Annotated in this window: 17 protein-coding genes; 8 read left to right on the top strand and 9 right to left on the bottom strand. The window is 53.3% G+C overall.

The features are described from left to right. Nucleotides 1-46 precede the first annotated feature (46 nt). Nucleotides 47-694 carry a hypothetical protein gene (locus tag DYH27_RS08100; RefSeq protein WP_025067037.1) on the bottom strand — a complete coding sequence of 216 codons (648 nt, stop codon included), beginning with the start codon at nucleotides 692-694 and terminating at the stop codon, nucleotides 47-49. Nucleotides 695-1,102: 408 nt separating this feature from the next. On the opposite strand from DYH27_RS08100, the gene DYH27_RS08095 reads away from it, so the two are divergent. The 3 genes from DYH27_RS08095 (at nucleotide 1,103) to DYH27_RS08085 (ending at nucleotide 3,535) form a co-directional block, all read left to right on the top strand. Next, nucleotides 1,103-2,347, top strand: a complete 1,245-nt coding sequence (locus DYH27_RS08095; RefSeq protein ID WP_029216432.1) for a peptidase U32 family protein — start codon at nucleotides 1,103-1,105, stop codon at nucleotides 2,345-2,347. A gap of 152 nt (nucleotides 2,348-2,499) precedes the next feature. Then, nucleotides 2,500-2,916 (top strand): SufE family protein, encoded by a 417-nt coding sequence (locus DYH27_RS08090; protein ID WP_025067038.1) that lies wholly within the window; start codon nucleotides 2,500-2,502, stop codon nucleotides 2,914-2,916. A gap of 1 nt (nucleotide 2,917) precedes the next feature. Further along, on the top strand, nucleotides 2,918-3,535 hold the full coding sequence (locus tag DYH27_RS08085) for a TrmH family RNA methyltransferase (RefSeq protein ID WP_025067039.1): 618 nt from the start codon (nucleotides 2,918-2,920) through the stop codon (nucleotides 3,533-3,535). 219 nt (nucleotides 3,536-3,754) lie between these two features. Here the strand turns inward: DYH27_RS08085 and DYH27_RS08080 are convergent, their stop codons facing one another. The 3 genes from DYH27_RS08080 to DYH27_RS08070 are packed head-to-tail and all read right to left on the bottom strand — an operon-like array spanning nucleotide 3,755 to nucleotide 7,884. Then, entirely contained in the window at nucleotides 3,755-5,746 is a 1,992-nt protein-coding gene (locus DYH27_RS08080; protein WP_029216433.1) for an LTA synthase family protein, read from the bottom strand. Nucleotides 5,747-5,752: 6 nt separating this feature from the next. Continuing rightward, nucleotides 5,753-7,009, bottom strand: coding sequence for a glycosyltransferase (locus tag DYH27_RS08075; protein WP_025067040.1), 1,257 nt, complete (start codon nucleotides 7,007-7,009; stop codon nucleotides 5,753-5,755). 2 nt (nucleotides 7,010-7,011) lie between these two features. Further along, entirely contained in the window at nucleotides 7,012-7,884 is an 873-nt protein-coding gene (locus tag DYH27_RS08070; RefSeq protein WP_029754969.1) for a glycosyltransferase family 2 protein, read from the bottom strand. A 172-nt stretch (nucleotides 7,885-8,056) separates the two neighbouring features. Between DYH27_RS08070 and DYH27_RS08065 the strand changes: the two genes are divergently transcribed. The 3 genes from DYH27_RS08065 to DYH27_RS08055 all read left to right on the top strand — a co-directional run bounded on the left by DYH27_RS08065 (nucleotide 8,057) and on the right by DYH27_RS08055 (nucleotide 11,148). Then, the gene (locus DYH27_RS08065) at nucleotides 8,057-9,220 is read left to right on the top strand and encodes a glycosyltransferase (RefSeq protein ID WP_025067041.1); all 1,164 of its coding nucleotides are present in this window, start codon (nucleotides 8,057-8,059) and stop codon (nucleotides 9,218-9,220) included. 558 nt (nucleotides 9,221-9,778) lie between these two features. Further along, complete coding sequence (locus DYH27_RS08060) at nucleotides 9,779-10,636, top strand: hypothetical protein (protein ID WP_013670729.1); 858 nt, start codon at nucleotides 9,779-9,781, stop codon at nucleotides 10,634-10,636. 5 nt (nucleotides 10,637-10,641) lie between these two features. Next, nucleotides 10,642-11,148, top strand: coding sequence for a hypothetical protein (locus tag DYH27_RS08055; RefSeq protein WP_013670730.1), 507 nt, complete (start codon nucleotides 10,642-10,644; stop codon nucleotides 11,146-11,148). Nucleotides 11,149-11,369: 221 nt separating this feature from the next. Here the strand turns inward: DYH27_RS08055 and DYH27_RS08050 are convergent, their stop codons facing one another. The 5 genes from DYH27_RS08050 to DYH27_RS08030 all read right to left on the bottom strand — a co-directional run bounded on the left by DYH27_RS08050 (nucleotide 11,370) and on the right by DYH27_RS08030 (nucleotide 16,017). Further along, nucleotides 11,370-12,371, bottom strand: coding sequence for a C1 family peptidase (locus DYH27_RS08050; RefSeq protein WP_025067042.1), 1,002 nt, complete (start codon nucleotides 12,369-12,371; stop codon nucleotides 11,370-11,372). A gap of 224 nt (nucleotides 12,372-12,595) precedes the next feature. Further along, nucleotides 12,596-13,408: a hypothetical protein gene (locus tag DYH27_RS08045; RefSeq protein WP_025067043.1), complete on the bottom strand. Its 813-nt coding sequence runs from the start codon at nucleotides 13,406-13,408 to the stop codon at nucleotides 12,596-12,598. A gap of 338 nt (nucleotides 13,409-13,746) precedes the next feature. Further along, nucleotides 13,747-14,154 carry a GtrA family protein gene (locus DYH27_RS08040; protein WP_013670733.1) on the bottom strand — a complete coding sequence of 136 codons (408 nt, stop codon included), beginning with the start codon at nucleotides 14,152-14,154 and terminating at the stop codon, nucleotides 13,747-13,749. 14 nt (nucleotides 14,155-14,168) lie between these two features. Further along, nucleotides 14,169-15,113, bottom strand: coding sequence for a glycosyltransferase family 2 protein (locus DYH27_RS08035; RefSeq protein ID WP_013670734.1), 945 nt, complete (start codon nucleotides 15,111-15,113; stop codon nucleotides 14,169-14,171). Between the two features lie 124 nt (nucleotides 15,114-15,237). Next, complete coding sequence (locus DYH27_RS08030; RefSeq protein ID WP_025067044.1) at nucleotides 15,238-16,017, bottom strand: polysaccharide deacetylase family protein; 780 nt, start codon at nucleotides 16,015-16,017, stop codon at nucleotides 15,238-15,240. A 686-nt stretch (nucleotides 16,018-16,703) separates the two neighbouring features. Here DYH27_RS08030 and miaB point away from each other — a divergent pair. Both miaB and DYH27_RS08020 read left to right on the top strand, forming a co-directional pair. Then, complete coding sequence (miaB, locus tag DYH27_RS08025) at nucleotides 16,704-18,032, top strand: tRNA (N6-isopentenyl adenosine(37)-C2)-methylthiotransferase MiaB (protein WP_013670737.1); 1,329 nt, start codon at nucleotides 16,704-16,706, stop codon at nucleotides 18,030-18,032. A gap of 89 nt (nucleotides 18,033-18,121) precedes the next feature. Further along, nucleotides 18,122-19,981 carry an ABC transporter ATP-binding protein gene (locus DYH27_RS08020; protein ID WP_013670738.1) on the top strand — a complete coding sequence of 620 codons (1,860 nt, stop codon included), beginning with the start codon at nucleotides 18,122-18,124 and terminating at the stop codon, nucleotides 19,979-19,981. Nucleotides 19,982-19,986 lie beyond the last annotated feature (5 nt).

The following is a 19,986-nucleotide window of genomic DNA, read 5'->3' as shown; positions in this document are numbered from 1 at the left end:
TGTTTCACCTGAATTACGTTGCAAAAGTACTAAAAAACAAGTACAATCAAGTGAAATACTCCCTTAATTGTGCTGCCAGTGCCGAAAGTTTCTCAGGGTTGTCATTGCCGTAGCGGTCCCATACCTCCTGACAGGGCTGCAGCAGGGGCGATGCCGTCAGCTCGTTGCGGTGCAGATAGGGGTCGCAGGTCTGGAAGGCATCCATCACCCCGACCACCGTCTGCGGCTTTATCTTCATGAGCCGGGCCAGATCTGCCACCTCCGGTGTCTCCGCAACCATCGTGATCGGCGTGAGCCGGAAATAGAGGTCGAGGATCATGACGAGCATAAAAGGCTTCAGCTCCGGACTGCCGTCCAAGGGCAGGAAGTCATGCTCAAATGTCTCCCGCACCTTGACGCCGTCGTAGAACTCCCGCGGCTGCCCGAATCCTTTCATCGACCGCAGCTTCTTCACGTCCCGGTTCAGCCTGCGGGTGTTCTCTCCGTACGTCTCCCAGATGAGGTTGAGGACGGGGGTAGCACGCTGCCGCAGCCGGAACAGCTGCACATAGAGTGTCCTGGGCGGAATATGCAGCTCCAGACTGAACCCAACCAACGCACGTGAATACATGGGTTTCATGCCCTCCGGCTTTTTGAGGTAAAGCTGTAAGAGCAGCAGCCAGTAGTCGTCAGACCATAAAGGATGTGTTGCCATAAGCGTACGAAAAGACCTCCCCGCCCCCTCCGAAAAAGAGAGGAGTGGCTAACGGGATACAAGCCTCCATGTGCCGCAAGGGGCGTATGGAAGTTTGTTTTTCGCAAAGATACACCTTTTTATTATAACGGCAAAAGAAAAGGATAAAAACAATCAGCGGCATCCCGACTGCACAATGTAGACTGCACGGTGCAGTCGACCAAAATCATTGAACTACACAGGGGACGGCATTCCCGAACGGTCGGGAATACGGTTCCCGGTGCTTGGGAACAGGTGTCCCGAACGGTTGGGAATACAGTTCCCGATGCTTGGGAACAGATGTCCCGGACGGCCGGAAACATCATTCCCCTGCAGTCATACGTACTTTGTCGGATATTTTAAGTAACTTTGCAACCTGACAACAAGACAATGGACAAGAACAGTAACGAATTTGAGATAATGGCACCTGTCGGCTCACGCGAGTCGCTGGCCGCCGCCATCCATGCTGGAGCCGACTCCGTCTACTTCGGTATCGGCAGACTGAATATGCGGTCACACTCTGCCAACCACTTCACCATCGACGACCTCAAGGAGATTGCCGGGACGTGCAAGGCACAGGGCATCAAGACCTATCTGACGGTGAACACGGTCATCTACGGCGAAGACATGGAGACGATGCACGAAATCGTCGACGCTGCCAGAGCCGCCGGCATCACTGCCGTCATCGCCAGCGACGTGGCCGTGATGATGTATTGCCGGCAGGCGGGCGTAGAAGTCCATCTCTCTACGCAGCTGAACATCTCGAACATTGACGCACTGAAGTTCTACTCCCAGTTTGCAGATGTCGCCGTACTGGCGCGCGAACTGAACATGGACCAGGTGAAAGAGATACACAGACAGATTCTGGAACAGAACATCTGCGGGCCGAAAGGGCAGCCTGTCCGCATCGAGATGTTCTGCCACGGTGCGTTCTGCATGGCCATATCGGGCAAGTGCTACATGAGCCTGCACGATGCCAACCGGTCCGCCAACCGGGGAGAATGCGTGCAGATATGCCGCCGCAGCTACACCGTGACGGACAATGAGACAGGCAACCAGCTGGAAATCGACAACAAATACATCATGAGTCCGAAGGACCTGAAGACCGTCCGTTTCATCGACCGGATGATGGATGCGGGCGTACGGGTGTTCAAGATCGAGGGACGGGCCCGCGGCCCGGAGTATGTCCATACCGTCGTCACCTGCTACCGCGAGGCCATCGAGAGCGTTCTCGACGGCACTTTCACCGAAGAGAAGAAAGACCTGTGGGACAAGCGGCTCTCCACCGTCTTCAACCGCGGCTTCTGGGACGGCTACTACCAGGGACAGAAGATGGGCGAGTGGACGAAAGAATACGGCAACAAGGCTACAGAGAAGAAAGTGCTCATCGGCAAGGTGATGAAGTATTTCTCCCGGCTGGGCGTGGCCGAGATTGCTGTGGAAGCCAACACCTTCTCCAAGGGCGACAAGCTCCTCATCACGGGCAACACCACGGGGGCCATGTTCCTCAATGCCGACGAAATCCGTTACGACCTCAGACCGGTCGATGCGGCCGAGCAGGGCTGGCGCGTCTCCATCCCCGTACCCGGGAAGGTGCGACCCAATGACAAACTGTTTAAATTGGTGAAGAGTTAGGAGGAGTTAAAGAAGCCGGAAGGAGGCAGGAGGGGTCAGGAGGAGTCAAGGCCAGAACCGTGATGCCCCCATGCTCCAGACAGTACACTCAGCCTGACTCCCTCTGACTCCCTTTTGACTCCTTCAACTCCCTCAAAATAAACGTAAGAACAATGACAATAAACGAAGTACAGGATGCGGTCATCGAGGAATTCGAGGACTTCACCGACTGGATGGACAAATACCAGATGCTCATCGACTTAGGAAATGAGCTGGAACCGCTGGATGAAAAGTACAAGAACGAGCAGAACCTCATCGACGGCTGCCAGAGCCGTGTGTGGCTGCAATGTGACAACGTGGACGGGAAACTTGTCTTCACGGCCGACTCTGACGCACTCATCACCAAAGGCATCATCGCCCTGCTGATCCGTGTCCTGAGCCGGCACACGCCGCAGGAGATTCTGGATGCCGACCTGTATTTCATTGACAGGATCGGACTTCGCCAGCATCTGTCACCTACCCGCAGCAACGGTCTGCTCTCCATGGTGAAAAGGATCAAGGCGTACGCACTGGTGTTCAGCCTCAAGTAATATGCGGAAACTACGCACAGTCGAAATGGACAGGCTCTCCGTTGAGGAATTCAGGGAGGCCGAAAAGCTGCCGCTCATCGTCGTCCTGGACGATGTGCGGTCGTTGTATAACGTGGGAAGCGTCTTCCGCTCGGCAGATGCTTTCCGGGTGGAGGCGATTTATCTGTGCGGCATCACCGCCACACCGCCCAATGCCGAGATACACAAGACGGCACTCGGCGGCGAGGACTCCGTCGCCTGGCGGTATTTTGAACGTACGGAAGAAGCCGTCGAAGAGCTGCACCGGAAGGGGGTCTTCGTCTACAGCGTGGAGCAGGCGGAAGGGTCAACAAAGCTGCAGGACCTCGACATCCGCCTCCTGACCTCCGCACCAAGGGAGATGGAACAGAATTGTCCTGCAGCCGATACATCCCATTCCATCCTCCCCCTGCACCCGAGACCCGAAACCCGCTACGCCCTCGTCATGGGCAACGAGGTGAAAGGAGTGAAGCAGACTGTCGTGGACATGAGCGACGGCTGTCTGGAGATACCGCAGTTCGGCACCAAGCATTCACTCAATGTCAGCGTCACGGCAGGCATCGTCATCTGGGAGTTTGCACGCCGGCTGCTGCTGGAATAAACTCGGCCCCAGACAGGAACAAGGGTGAAAATCAAGACTGTCTGAAATGAAAAGAGCCATATCAAACTCCGTAACCGGAGCTGATATGGCTCTTTTCATTTCCTTCAAAAACTGTCAGACTCCAGGCTTTCAGGCCCGCCCCCGTCCGACAAATCCGTCTCTGTCAGAATTGACTCTCTATGCGTCATCGTTTTTCCGCACACCGTGCCGCATCAGCGGTCAGTCCCCTTTCCCCGCCCGCTTCAGCACCTTTCCGAAGTAGACAAGCCGCAGGAGATTGCGGGCATCCGTACGCCGTTCTGCCTGACGGCGGTAAGCGGGTGCTGCCTCCAGCTGCTCGACGTTGGCACTGAAATAGATGCTGTCGGGTGCGGATGTGTCCAGCAGGTTCCGTCCCATCTTGAAATACCTCGTATGGCGGAACGCAAAGGGGGCCAGCGTAGGCACGATGTCGTCATGGCTGCCCCAGCGGCAGGTGAGCTGTCGGTAGGCGGGTCTGCGCAGGTAAGGCGGCAGGTAGATGTAGAGCGGTACGGAGTGTTCGTACCGCTTGTCTACCGTGTCGTAGTCGAGGATGGAACGCACGTTGTGGTCGCCCGTAATGACGAGGATGGTGTTCTTCGCTGCAGCCGAAGCCTTGAAACGGTCGAGGAACTCGCCCAACACCTTATTATAATATCGGAAACCGGTGAGATATTTGTCCAGCACCTTGCGGTTGTGCTCGGCGAAACACTTGTCATGATAGACGGATTCCGGCAGCGGAGGAAGCTTCTGATTCCTCGGGAACTCGAAAGGAGGGTGGTTCGTCGTCGTCATCACGGCGATCATCCTGCGTTTCGCCGACGGTTTCTCCAGTTGTCCCAGCAGTGCCTGGAAGAGGTATTCATCGTAGACACCGATGCTGTTGTACGTTGCACGCGGGTAGTCCTTCAGGATATGGAACTTGTCGTACACGGCATCGAAATGCTGGTGGAGCAGTGCCTCGGCGCAGTTCTCCCACGCCGCATCCATGCCCGACATGAACATCGTGGTGTAACGGCTGGCCTTGAAAGGCAGCGCGATGGACGTGGGAAGCAGCCGGAAGCGGTAGGCCGAAGCGAAGAAACGCGGATAAGGCGTAGAGACGTAGAGGTTCTCGAGCGAAGCTACCGTACCGTTCTGCACCGACTGGAAGTTGCGGAAGAGCAGGTCGTCATGGAAGTGACGGCGCAGATGGAAGTACATCTCGGCATCCTTCCGCTGCAGATGGAACAGATAGTCGCTCCAGCTCTCGCTGTAGATGATCACCACGTTGGGCTGCGGCAGCCGCATCGTGTCGTCCGCCTCGGCGAAGAGTGCGTGCTGCAAGGCGGCGAGTGTGTCGTTCCTCTCCATCTTCACCTTGCCGCCGGTGTAGACATCCAGCGCCTCCTGCAGGCTCTTGAACCGGAACTGTTGCAGCAGGTCCGCCGTGTTTTCCATCCGGAAAGCATCCTTCTTCTCCTTGTAAGCCTTCTTGAGCATATAGACGGCATTCGGCACAAGGTCGTTCAACGTCTTCTGGTCGGACACGAAGGTATCTTCTATCTGCAGCGGGAAACGCCATACGGAACCGCGCAGTCCGATGGCAAGGAAGGTGATGTAAAGCAGGAGAACAGCCGACAGACAGATGCGGCGACGGACAGACGGGCCGGCTGATGGTGCTGGGGAAGCGGCCGGGACGGATGGCACACTGCCTCTTTCGATTCTGCGGATGCACCACAGCACCGGCAGCAGGACGATGAGGAAGGCGATCGCCTCGTACACACAATGGTATTCTTCCCAGATGGTCTGGAGCAGACCCAGCGGTCCTTCGTTGAAGAAATCGAAGAAGGTGAGGTTGATATGGCTGTTGAAATTGGCGTAGAAGCCGAGGTCTATGCCGCTTATCATCAGAATGAGCATACTGGTGATGGAGAAGTAGATGCGGCGGAAACGGCTCAGCACGCGGTCGGTCCACGGTCTCCTGAGGGCGGCGAAGACGAATGTCAGCACCGTGGGGAGCAGCAGCACGTAGCAGACGACCTGCACGTCGAAGCGCAGGACATTGAAAAGCAGATGCGGGAATACTGACAGGTGGCTGCTGACGACATCCAGGGGAACGAACGCAACGGCAAAGCAGATGCGCATGAAAAGTAGGACGACAAGCAGCAGGACAGCATGTCTGGACAGGTATTTTAAATTATGAAACATCGTTTTTTATCTGTTAAACGTAGTTGAAGACCGTCTGTTTCCATCTGTGGAGAGTCGGATGCCCATCAGTTTCCTCAGCTTGCTGTCGACAGCCTGGAAGGTGAAGTCAGCCGCACGGTCGCGCACGCCTTGCAGGATATCCGCCTGCAGCTGTGTGTCGTTTAGCAGGCGGTCTGTCGCACTGGCAAACGCCGCCGCATCGCCCACAGGGACAAGCAGACCGGCCCTGCCGTCGTCGAGAATCTCCCGGGGACCGGTAGGGCAGTCGGTAGCCACCATGAGCTTGTCGAGCAGGAGGCCTTCGATGAGCACCGTCGGCAGCCCCTCGAACTTCGCACTGTGTACCAGCAGCCTGCTGCGGAGCATCCACGGATAAGGATTGGCGCAGAAACCCAGGAAGACGGTGCGGTCGGCTATGCCCAATGCCCGGGCCTTCTGCTTCAGCTCCTCTTCAGAACTTCCCTTTCCGATGATGTACAGCCATTCCTCCCGATGAAATGTTTTGCGCAACAAGGCGTATGCTTCAAGGAGTGTCGTGAGGTCTTTCTGCGACTCCTCCAGCCGTTCCACTGCCAGGAGATAAGGGCGGTCAATGCGGTCGTCACCGGTCGTGACAGCTGCTTTCCGGCGTATGATTTCCGGGTTCTTGGCGTTGTAGATGACGGTCATCTTGTCCTTCAGGGAGGGGAACAGGCGGTATCCCTCCTCCCGCATGGCTTTCGAAATGGTAACGACCCGGTCATAATGTTCCAGTTCCCTGCCGATCCGTTTCATGCGGCGTCCGTTCTGCCGCATCGCCTGTACGAAGCTGAAGTGGAAGTAGGCGATCTTCTTCGTGCGGACAGAGCGCAGGAAAGAATAAGCGCAGCAGTCGAAGTCTATGAAGAGGTCGGTGGTCTTCGCAAGCCGGGCGATGCCCTTCTGTACCCGACGCCGCCTGATGGGGTTGATGACGAGCTCGTCATAGACTTTGGAGAGTCTTGATGTCATTTTGAGCGCCCTGCCTCTCGGAATATGCGTCAGGCGGCGCGACTGCGAGAAATAGACCAGCTTCACATTCTCCGGGACTTCACGCCTGAACACTTCAAGGCTGCCCATGGCCGTTGCGATGGCCAGGGTGATCTCCATATCCCTGTTCTTCGAGAGATGCTTGAGATATTCTATCAGTACCGTGTCGATACCCCCGTCGAGAAAACGCGACATGAGGAAGACGATGCGGAGAGGGGTATCGGGGGTTGACGGTTGGGGATTGATGGTTACCATGATCAGATGTCGGGGGCTGGTGTCCGGGTGTTTACAGACATAGGATCGCACTGCCTTTCCTCTCTTAATTTTGCCACAATATAAAACTGATAGCCGGCATCCAGCACGGCATGAATCAGTCCCGGCACACCGTCCAGGCAGCCCCGTTTGAGGAAATAAGACTTGAAAAAGCGGAAAACAGGACGATAGACGAGTGCCATGCAGCCATACTTCTTCTGCCTTCGGCGCGGCACTTCGTAATCGGAATAGGTGTTGTTCTTGCGGATGATGTCGGCAACGCTGTCGTTGGCAAGGTGCTCAAAAGCCAGATCCGTGCGTGATGCCGGAATCTTCCATATGTTTCCGTCCACCTTGGGGGAGGCATGGATGACCGGAGGCCAGCTGCACTTGCTGCGCCGGAGGAAGCGGACAATGTAGTCGGGATAGCTGCTGTGCATCATCCTGCCCATGAAGTAGTTCTTCCGCGGGATGGCAATCGCATCGGGACAGTCGGCCTTCCGGATGGCAGCATAGAGATACTTGCGCAATGCCGGCGTGACGATTTCATCTGCATCGACCACCAGCACCCAAGGCGAACCGGCCTTGTCAATGGCGAACTGGCGTGCCGGCTCCACGATGCGCAGGTCGCCTTTCGGAAAGGTGACGACCTTACAGCCGTAGGAGCGTGCTATGTCGAGCGTCCGGTCTGTACTCTCCATGTCGCAGACGACAATCTCATCGAAGTCTTTTATCGCCTCGATGACTGCCTCCAGATGCCGTTCGGCATTGTAGGTGTTGATGATGACCGAAATACGTTGTGCATCGTTCATAGCTGCAAATATAATAAAATATTCATTATCTCCACAGAATAGCCGTATAAAAAACGCATGGAACATCTTTTTCAGGATATTATTGCTATCTTTTTTTATTCCAACTGGCTTATAATTCGGGATTTTTATCTAAATTTGTAAAACCGTCTGCGCTGTATGCCTGCATTTTCCACAGCAGATAAGGACAAGGTGGAGGACAGGCAGCCGCGGCATGACCTAACCAATAAAATTATACGCTTTGGAAAAGAGAAACATTGCATTCCTGTTCGGATTCTTCCTGGACGGAGGAACAGAGACCGTTCTCATCGAATATCTACGTAACCTTTCGAATACGGGAAAATATAACATTACGCTGGTGATATGTTATGATATGGGCGACCTGGAGGTGTTCCATTCCCGCATACCGAAGGATGTCAAAGTCGTGCATCTCATCAAGAACCGGCTGTTGATGCGGCGTTGGATGCACAGGCTGAAACAACCTTATAAACTGATGGACGAGCTGTTTCTGAATCCGATCCGGCTTTACATCATCCAGCACGCCTTGCTGAAACTGTCGCATGAGAATGATGCCGTCATCGATTTCGTCAATTATTTTGGCTCTTTCATGAAGCCGTTGAAGTGCCGGAAAATCGTGTTCTATCATTGTTCTCTGCGGGCCAATGAAGCCTTGTTTCCACGTGCTGTCCGCCGGTTACAGAAGCGGTCGGGAGACTATGACCATCTTGTGACCATCTCCCAGGCCATGTTCGACGAGGCACAGGAATACTTCCCCAACGAGAAGGACCGTCTGTGCCTGATCTACAACAGCATCAACACAGAGGCTCTGACAGCTGCTGCCAGCCAGCCCGTGACGGACAGACGCATTGAAAAGCCGTTCATCCTGAGCATCGGGCGACTGGAGGAGACGCAGAAAGACGTAACGACGCTGATCAAAGCCTATGCCCTGCTGCGCAGGGAATACGGGCATACGGAGGAGCTGTATGTCATCGGCAAAGGCGATTCGTTAGGACAGCTGCAGCAGACAGCACGTGAAAACGGAGTGGAAGAACACGTTGTTTTCCTGGGTTTCATGTCCAATCCGCTACCTTGGACGAAGCGTTGCAGCCTGTTCGTACAGAGTTCCCACTTCGAAGGGCTGCCCACGACAATGCTTGAGGCACTGCTTCTGGACAAGATGATCGTGGCTTCCGACTGCCCGACCGGGCCGAAGGAAATCCTCAACCACGGCAAGGCAGGCATCCTGGTACCCATGTGCGATGCCGGAGCACTGGCCAAGGCTATGCACGAAGCACTCACCGACAGACCCTTGCAGGAACGCATTGCCGAAGGGAGAGCCGAACACAGCAGACAGTTCACCTTTGAGGTGACAGGACAAAAGTTCATGAGCCTGCTGAACAAGTAGACGGAGCCGTTTCCCACGATTGCGGGAAACGGCACATCATCAATACAATGGCCACCGCAAGCTGCCGTCCGGAATGATTCTGCACTTCAGCTCCTGCCTCACGGTTGTTTTCCCTCAAAACAGCACCGGCTTTTCATGGGAAAACAAGCAGACGTTTCATGGGGTTGCAAACAAGGCCTAACTGGCGTGCAACTAAGGCCTAACTGGCGTGCAAGTAAGGCCTAATTGACGTGCAAGTAGGCACCTTTTGGAAACGGTTTCATAACACACTGAAAAACAAGCGACTACATCTGTCCTTTCTACATGATTATCCGGACGGGAATATCTCTATACAGAACTTGAACCGTCCGTACAATCTTTTAACGATTAGTGGAAGAAACATCTATGTCTGAAAAACAAATCATCATACAGGAACAATTCGTCGATTGTAAAAAAATGATAGCTGTTTATAAATTTGTTTAATTTTTTATTATTTTATTTTCATTGTGCTATAATTTTTAATATATTTGCAGATGATAAGTAACTATTTAAACGTAATTTTAATTTAATTCTTTCAACATGAAAAAAACTATTTTAGGATGGGCAATACTTTTTGCTCTGTTATCAACAAGTTGTTCAAATGAAGGAACAGAGAAATCTGTTCAAGTTAAAAATGACTCAGAAGAGCTGGTACTCCTTAAAAATTCTTTGGAAAGAATCAACACATCTTTTGAAGTGCAACCAGCTACGAGAATGAAAAAATGGAAACGATGGCTTATCTGTGCTTTAGCTGATGTAGGAGGCTTTATTAAAAGTGGTAGCATTAGTGATGCAGCTACCGCATCAAGATTAGCCTGGGACATAACAAAAGAAAGCAAGCATGTAACTGATAAAAGCGATACTAAAGCTGAAGGACTGGATCATAGCCTTTCAGACTTTAAACCTATCGCTCTTAAAGACACGACAGAAAATAGAACTATTGGAGAGGTTCATAACAACCTATCAATAAAACTTGCCAAGCATTTTGGAAATTCTATAAAAGAAATATCTGCCAAAGATATGATAGATTACTTGAACAAATCAATACAGAACAATGACAGTTTAAGGGACAAATATTATAACACCAATTCTTCTCCTTACATGGTTGAACTAATTGCAAAAGAATTTGACCCAAATGCATCTGTAAAGGAAAATATTTTGAAATTCAAGAAGCTCACATCGAATGAAGTTGAAAGGAATCTATGGGATATATGTGGTACAGTCATTGAAGGTTTACAAAATGTCACTGATGATGATACACATTATATACAACAAGTAAATAATACTGTTTTTGACGCAGATTTGAACCCTGAAATCAAAGAAAAGATTTTAAACTGCGTCTCAATAGCAGAATACAGTGCGAGGCTCTGGAATACAGATATATTAGAATTCAAATAGGACTTATGAAGAAAAAAGACTTTCTATGGGTATTCCTCCTGCTGTTTCCTGTCACCGTCTTTGCCCAGAAGGGGGCTGTCCGCTCGGACCTTTCGGTACAGAGCGCAGGACTTTCCAAAGGCTTCAGCTCGATTGAGCTGTGCTATGACGTCATCGGGTACAACTTCACAGACAGACTTTATGCAAATCTCAGATACGAACATTCCACAACGCTTTTTAAAGAAGACGGAACGAAAACCTATGCCCGCAATCATACAGAAGGCATCAACGTCGGTTACGACTTCGAACAGAAAGAGGACTACCGCATCGGCCTACAGGCCGGAATCGGTACCAGTGCCTGGTGGAAAAGTACCGACTGGAAATTCAATTGCTATGATGCCACCGTCTATGTGGAGTTCGGATCCTGCAAAGTAAAACCCCGGATGAACCTTGGTGTGAAATTCTATGATTCCCGCGATTCACAACACAAGAACCGATGGACCTTTCTGACAGGCATCGGATTCAGAATCTAAGTATTCCATCTGCGCACGGGACAAACGAAGAAGTGAGAAGAAACCAGGCATGGTCCGGTTTCTCCTCACTTTTCATTCGTTCGCATTCTTCTTTGTACACACAGGCTCATCCTGTATTACTTTCCAGCCCGGCAATGCCCCGGCAGATTATCTTCCACACAATAAAATACAGATGTAACAGGTTTCTCGGACAAATACATAGAAGGGGGAACACACCCTTATCACCGGTTCTTCACGACGACGGCTACCGTCTTCATCTGCACATAAGGTTCGCTCAGGAACATGAACCCACGATAACGGTTGCCAGTTCCCCAGCTGTTCTTGCAGAGGAAGAAACGCCGTCCATGCTGGTCGTGTGCCAGTCCGATGATTTCCATGCAGTGGTCGTCTGTCGTCTGGTGTGCCTCGAAGGCTTTCTGCCGGCACATTGCCGTCACCTTCCTGCCTTCATCCTGCAATACTGCAAAACCCTGTCCAGACAGGAAGCCGGGCTCTGACGCGTCGCCTTCCCAGCAGACAGGATGCCCCTCACGCAGGCTTCGCACGATGCGGTGCATCATCGTGTCGAGCGGAACATTGAGGAAGGTGTCGTGGAAACGGTTGTCGGGAACTTCCAAGGGGAACCGCTGACCGTAGGGGTGATGTGTGAAACTGGTCAGTGCCGTGTACTCGTCATCCGTGCAGACACTGTGTGCAAACTCCATCGGGGTGTAGCCTGCTCTCAGCCAGAAGACCTGCCGGGGCAGTGTTCCGATGTTCTCGTCAAGCAGCCTGTCAGCATCTCCGCCACGGTCGATTTCCCGGCATAGGACATTATAGTCCATGTCCGGCTCACGGTGGTAGGCATCGTAATGCTGCAGACCATAGGTCTGTATAAGGTCGATGAGCATCGTACTCATACCGCGCAGACTGACGGGCGGTTCGTTCCGCACCATTCTCCCGGGCAGCAGCCGGCGGCGTTCCGCCTGTTCGCTGAGATACATCCGTGCGACGTAATCAGGACTGAGGTTCACGGAGTCGCCCTGCATGATATGCTCGGTCTCGATTGTGGCAAGCATGGCATAGACCCAGCAGAGCGGACTTGTGCCCTGGTCCTTTACTGGCGTGACGGGAAGGCGGAGGTCAACAGTAAACTTCTCCGCAGGGACGTATGCTTTCTCATGCCGTCTTCCACAACCTGCCAGCAACATAGGAAACAAGCATAAAACAATACCTTTCTTCATTCTTTCACTTCGTTTTGATGTTTCATTGCTCTATGTCTCCATTAGATTTAAACAGCATCCGTATTCCCTGTGTGTCAGGCAGCCGTCATAAACCAGAGACCTGTATATTTCTCCGTATTGTGCAGTCGGTTTAATTCCTGAAACCTGCCAGCCGCAACAGCCCTCAATCCATCTGGCTTAACTCCCTCAGCTCCTTGAACCTCCCCATAAATCCTTTCGCATCCTCAATACTCCACCATCTTCGTCCAGGCCGCCGACACCTCCTTGTCCAGTGGCGGGACGGAAGCAGGGACGGAGAAGGTCCATACGTGGTTCTTCTCTTTCCTGATGCGCCTGAGTTCAGACCCGGTTATCGTCGTGCGGTCCGTCACATAAAACTCGCTCCACACATCGATGCGGTCGTCATCGTCCTCGCCACGGTAGTGGGCGAAGAAAGTCTGGTGCTTCAGAGCGGCAAGAATCACATTGCCCGAAACATAACTCTCGCTCTCGTCAGCCTGCGTCATACGTGCCACGATACCATACATCCGCAGCTGGCTCATGTCGATTTCGTGGGCGGGCTGCCCCGTCAGATTGTCTATTTCAATGGTCGTCACGGTCTCTGTCCTGCCGTTTACCTTCTTTTTCTCGCGGGTTATCTTCCCGCACTTGTCCGCCCACCGGTACACATCGCCGTTGTTGCGGGTGGAATACTCCTCGCTGTTGATGCTTTCGAGGAGGGTCTGGCGTTCCAGACCGGGCAGTGAAAGACGGACGAAAATGTCGTCGCCGTTTGCCCCCGGAGCTTTCCGTCGCCGCTCACCGAGGAACTTCCTGTCAACAAAGGATGCCCCCTTCTTCTCCCCGGGAGCCATGGCCGTGGAATCAGACAGGGGCATATAGAACTCCATCATCCCGTCTACGAAGTAACTGAGCATGGAGTTCGTTGCCTGATAAACCCGGTAATAGCCTTTCAGCCGGGTGTATCGCTCCTGCGCTGAAAGCGGAAGAACAAGGACGGCTGACAGGAAGAGCAAAACAAATCGTATGTACTGCATGATGTTTTCTGTATAGCCGGAACATACGTTCCGGTCTGTCTGTTATCACAACTGCAAGGGCAGGCTGCCGGCAGCCTCGCTCACAGGCCGGCTGCGACATTATGCCGCCAGGGTACTTGCACCTTATTCGTATAGCTCGAAGCATAAGGCTGTTCCGCCCATTTACAGGCAGCATTGTCCTGTGACAAAACGAACGGACATCGCCGGTAAATGATGCCCTGTGCATACTTGTCTCAATGCTGCAAAGCTACACTTTTTATTCCATATTCTTTCATTTCCCATGGGATTTCCGTAGGATTGACGTATGATTCCCATGCGGTTCCGTCGGAATTCCGGTCTTATTGACTGTTCCTGACGAAGACGAACCGGAGCAGAAGGAAGTTGACAGGCACGACGACTACCATCACGAGGACCGGCGACAGCCACTTGCTGACACCCATCCACAGGAAGAGGTGGAGCAGACCGATTTCCAACAGGTAATTGACGATATGACTGCCGGCAAATCCCGCCGCATTGCGCTTTGATGGCCGTCCGCGGAAAGTGAAATAGGTGGTCAGCCCGTAGTTGCAGACAAGCCCCACACAGTAACCGGCCGTATAAGCGAGGGTCGTATTGGTGAAGAGCAGACAGAGACAGTACACTCCATAATGAATGAGCGAGCACAGCGTGCCCGTTATGCCGAAACGGAACACACGCCAGAAGTCCTTCTGCCACCGTTGCCATAATTCTCTGATGCGTAGTGCCATGTCGGAAAAGGACGTTAATCGAGTATCTGACTGATGTTATAAAGCGGCCGGTGCTTTACCTCCCCGTAGATCTTGGCGATGTAAAGACCCACTGTGCCGATGGAGATCATCAGCATGGCACCGACCAGCCAGATGCTGAGGATGAGCGAGGCCCAGCCTGCCACTTCCGTATGACTGATGAAGGCGTGGATGACATAAACGCCGATGCCGAGACTGATGAGCAGGAAGAGGAAACCCAGATAGATGACGTAGTAGATGGGTTTGACGGAGAACGACGTGATGCCGTCCAGTGCCAGATTGAGCATCTTGCGCAGTGTGTATTTCGACCGACCGGCCTCGCGCTCGCTGATGTGGTCGTCAACGGTGGCAGACCGGAGGCCGATCAGCGGGATCAGCCCGCGCAGATAGAGATTGCGCTCCTTGTAGCCGGCAAGCATTTCCAGCGCCTGCCGGCTCATGAGGCGGAAGTCGGCATGGTTGAAGATGCTGTTCACGCCCATCTTCTCCTGCAGACGGTAGAACGCCTGCGCCGACATACGCTTCAGCAGCGGGTCGGCTTTGCGCGATACCTTCACACCATAGACGATGTCGTTGCCGGACAGGAAGTCGTCGACCATCTGCGGAATACACGTCCTGTAATCGTCCTGGAGGTCGGCATCGAGGGTGATGACGGCATCAGCCCAGTCCTTGGCGGTCATCATCCCGGCCATGATGGCATTCTGATGCCCCACGTTGTGTGCAAGGTTGATGCCCCGTATGCGTGGATTCCGGCTGTGAAGACGGGTGATGATTTCCCATGTACGGTCGCGGCTGCCGTCATTGACGAACACGATCACCGATTCGTCCGAAATCTTTTCCTGCCGGATCAACTCTTCGAAGAGAGCCGTAAGATGATCCGCCGACTGTTCCAAGACCTCTTCCTCATTGTAACAAGGAGAGACTGTTGCAAGTTTTATCATATCTGTATTCTGCCTTTTGGAGACAACTGTTCAGCAAACAGCCATCCGTATTTCGTATGCCTTGCCCTATCCTTCCAGGCAAAGTCCGCCTGCCGAAGGGTACCGAGCCGTCTACGGAGAGGGCCTATTTCTTCTGACGGTTGACAAATTCATGGAAAGTGATGAACTCCTGACGGTCTGCCTTCATCGCCTTGATGAAGCGGTCGAGCCGCTGTTCCAGCTCATGCCCACAGTGGTTCCTGATGATGAAGGGCATCTTGAACTCCGGATGTGCCTTGAGGTCGTAGAACTCCCAGGGATGGAAATAAGTCATGAAGTAGCCGTCACGGCGCAGCACCTGGCGCACGAGGCGGTGATAGAACCACTCGGGGAAATTGTGCAGTGCCAGCCAGAAGAGCGGGATGCGCAGACGGGGACTGACGCTGGCGGGTATCTCCATTACCGGACCCCGCATGAACCACGTGCGCGGCGTGGTAAGATGCATGTAGCGGCCGGGGATGAAAGCGGGATTGAGCGACGAGTTGTAAAGGAAGCCGGCCTGCTCGATATCTGCGTCAGATACGGGGAACATACGGGGCTGACGGTAACCCGCAACCTTCACACCGGCGATGCGCTCGACGATTTCCTTGGACCGGAAGACATCATCCGACTGTGGCCGCCAGTGGTCGACACCATGACATCCCACTTCGTGTCCCTCTTTCCTGATGCGTTCTATCACTTCCGGTGCCTGCTCCGCAAAGTTGCCTGTGCAGAAGAAGGTGGCCTGGACACCGTTCTCATGCAGTATATCGAGGATGCGGGCCGTACCTTCAACAGACACCCTCATGCCCTCTCCGAGCGAGAAGTCCACGCCGTGTTCACGGGGTACATCGAACTCTTCCGTATCAAAACTCAGTAAAATCATATTCTGTTCTCCTTTTTACATTCTGCAAAGTTACATTTTTTATCTCACATAGAGGTTATAGGAAAGCAAGAAGTTGGTCAGAAGACAAGGGAGCCAACCCATTGCCTTTCCGGTACCATGAAGGTTCAATGCGTAATTTCCAGAACCTTCCTTTGTTTTCCATGCATAATCTCTTTTAAACGGACAATTCCGCATTGCCTTCGGAAAAACAAGCCTCTCTGCCCGGATAAGCTGCGCCGGCACAGCTCTTCTCCGGCCGCAGGCTGTCTCCGTTCGGGCAACAGATTGTAAGTGTGCGGGCCGTCAACACGACAGGTGCCTGCCGTCAGCACAATATGTGACGGGCCTCAGCACATCTGTAGGAAAGGCCTGTTCAGTCCTGTCGATGTCAGCAGTAAGACGCTGATGGCCGACTTGCACGGCAGATGTCTGCCGGACAGTCCTGACAGCTATTCGGGTTCGGTTGCCGCAGATACATAACGCCGGCATCTGCCGCATACTACAAACCGCTGTTTAATTTCCTGTATGCGCATTTAACGGAAGAGCCTTTGTCTGTGCCTGCAATGCAGAGAGGAACTTTACAAGGAACTTTATCATGCTGATATCCAAATAGTCAGAACGGTCTTCGGCCGTCTACAATATTTTTCGTACCTTTGCGTGCTGATTATTCGCAAGATAACACAAGAATGAAGAAACTATATATTGAGACATACGGATGCCAGATGAACGTGGCTGATTCCGAGGTCGTGGCCTCCGTCATGAAGATGGCCGGCTACGACGTATGCGAGAATGAGGAGGAGGCCGACGCCATCTTCCTCAACACCTGTTCTGTACGCGAGAATGCGGAGAACAAGATCTACCACCGGCTGGAAGCCCTGCATGCCGAGCAGAAGAAAGGCCGCAGACTGATACTGGGCGTACTGGGATGCATGGCAGAGCGTGTGCGGGACGACCTTATACAGAATCACCACGCTAACCTGGTATGCGGCCCCGACTCCTACCTCAACCTGCCCGACATGATCGCACAGTGCGAGAACGGAATGAATGCGATGGACATCGAGCTGTCGACCACCGAGACCTACCGTGATGTCGTACCGCAGCGCATCGGCGGCAACAGGGTGTCCGGCTTCGTGAGCATCATGCGCGGCTGCAACAACTTCTGCCATTATTGCATCGTGCCCTTCACCCGTGGCCGTGAACGCTCGCGCGACGTGGAAAGCATCCTGAAGGAGGTACACGACCTGCACGACAAGGGCTTCAAGGAGGTCACGCTGCTGGGGCAGAACGTCAACTCCTACGGACTGCTGCCGAACGGCAGACGGCCGGAGAACGGGACGTCGTTCGCCGAACTGCTCCGCAAGGTGGCCCAGAGCGTGCCGAATATGCGTGTGCGGTTCACTACGTCGAATCCGGAAGACATGACGGAGGACATCGTCGAAGCGATAGCAGCCGAACCGAACCTCTGCAATCACATCCATTTTCCGGCACAGAGCGGCAGCAACAACGTTCTGAAGCTGATGAACCGCAAGTACACCCGTGAAGATTATCTGGCGAAGGTGGCCGCCATCCGCCGCCTTGTCCCCGACTGTGGCCTGACAACCGACATCTTCATCGGCTATCACAACGAGACGGAAGAAGACTTCCAGCAGACACTCTCGCTGATGCGTGAGGTGGGATTCGACTCTGCCTTCATGTTCAAATACTCCGAGCGGCCGGGGACTTACGCAGCCAGGCATCTGCCCGACAATGTGCCCGAAGACGAGAAGATACGCCGTCTGAACGAGCTGATACGCCTCCAGACGGAAATCTCGGCCGAACAGAACAGGAAGGACGAAGGCAGAGAGTTTGACATTCTCATCGAACGCTTCGGCAAACGGAGCCGCGAACAGCTCATGGGACGCACGCCGCAGAACAAGGCGGTGGTCATTGCACGCGGCGGTCACCACATCGGCGAGACGGTCCGTGTACGCATCACAGGGTCTACCAGTGCCACGCTTTTTGGTGAAGAAGTGTAAACATAGCTTATATATAAGGACAAAAACGCAGAACTATTTTGCGGTTTTACTTTTAATAACTACATTTGCACCGGCTAATTCAAGTACCTATGAGGGAATTCATACACGTATTACTTAGGTTCGTACCGCCTTACAAGAAGTACCTGGTGCTGTCAATCATCTTCAATATATTGTCGGCATTGCTCAATATCTTCTCCTTTGCAACGCTCATACCGCTTCTGCAGATTCTCTTCAAGGTGGATGCCGGAACGGGAGCGACACGCATCATGGCATGGAGCGAGGGGTCCTTCAAAGAGGTACTGTCGAACAATGCGGATTATTATACACAGATTTACATCACGAGCTGGGGACCGACAACAGTGCTGCTGGCCATCGGTCTGGTCCTTGCCTTCATGACATTCCTGAAGACAGGAGCCTACTTCCTGTCATCGGCCTCAATCATCCCCATCCGGACGGGCGTGGTCCGCGACATCCGCAACCAGCTCTACGAGAAGATCACATCCCTTTCACTGGGATTCTTCAGCGAGGAGAGGAAGGGAGACATCATCGCCCGCATGAGCGGTGACGTACAGGAGATTGACGGTTCCATCATGTCTTCCATTGATATGCTCTTCAAGAACCCCGTCCTCATCGTCATTTACTTCACCACCCTGCTGATCATCTCCTGGCAGCTGACGCTCTTCACGCTCGTCTTCGTGCCCGTCTTCGGCTGGTTCATGGGCTTTGTCGGCAGGAAGCTGAAGCAGAACAGCATCACGGCGCAGACACTGTGGAGCGACACCATGAGCCAGGTGGAAGAGACCTTGGGCGGACTGAGGGTCATCAAGGCGTTCTGTGCGGAAGAACTGATGAACGAACGCTTTGACAAGGTCAACTCCCAGTACCGCAACGACATCATGCGAGTGAACATCCGCCAGCAGCTGGCACACCCGATGAGCGAGTTCCTCGGGACGGTGATGATCGTCGTCGTCCTCTGGTTCGGCGGTACGCTCGTCCTTGGACAGTACCCGATTATCAGCGGACCGACCTTCATCTACTATCTTGTCATCCTCTACAGCATCATCAACCCGCTCAAGGAGTTCTCCCGCGCAGGCTACAACATTCCCAAGGGACTTGCCTCCATGGAGCGTGTGGACAAGATTCTCAAGGCCGAAGTGACGATACATGACCCGGAGAATCCCATACACATCAAGTCGTTCCAGCATGAGATTGAGTTCCGACACGTCAGCTTTGCCTATGCTGACGGAAAGGACAGTGACGGCAATCCGGTGCTTCAATGGGTGCTGAAGGACATCAACCTCGTCATTCCAAAGGGCAAGACGGTCGCCCTAGTGGGACAGAGCGGCAGCGGGAAGTCTACCCTGCTCGACCTCATCCCACGGTACTACGACGTGCAGAAAGGTGAGATTCTCATCGACGGCATCAACATCAAGGACCTGGGCGTACACGACCTGCGGCAGCTCATCGGCAACGTAAACCAGGAGGCAATCCTCTTCAACGACAGTTTCAAGAACAACATCTCCTTCGGTGTCAATGCCACAGACGAGGCCATCGTCGAAGCGGCGAAGATTGCCAACGCCCACGAATTTATCCTTCACAGCGAGAAAGGATACGATACCAACATCGGCGACCGTGGCGGACGCCTCTCCGGCGGACAGCGCCAGCGTGTCAGCATCGCCCGTGCCATTCTCAAGAACCCGCCTATTCTCATCCTGGACGAAGCCACGTCGGCCCTCGATACCGAGAGCGAACGGCTTGTGCAGGATGCGCTCTACAAGCTTATGAAGACCCGAACCACCATAGCCGTCGCCCACCGGCTGTCCACCATCAAGAATGCAGACGAGATATGCGTGATGCAAGAAGGCGAAATCGTGGAGCGCGGGACACACGACGAACTGATGGCACTGGACGGCTATTACAAGAAACTGCACGATATGCAGGAAATATAAGACAA

This window comes from Prevotella denticola, assembly GCF_900454835.1.
GTDB classification, from domain to species: domain Bacteria; phylum Bacteroidota; class Bacteroidia; order Bacteroidales; family Bacteroidaceae; genus Prevotella; species Prevotella denticola.
The sequence above is the reverse complement of the archived record's forward strand: the minus strand, read 5'-3'. Positions and strand labels throughout refer to the sequence as shown.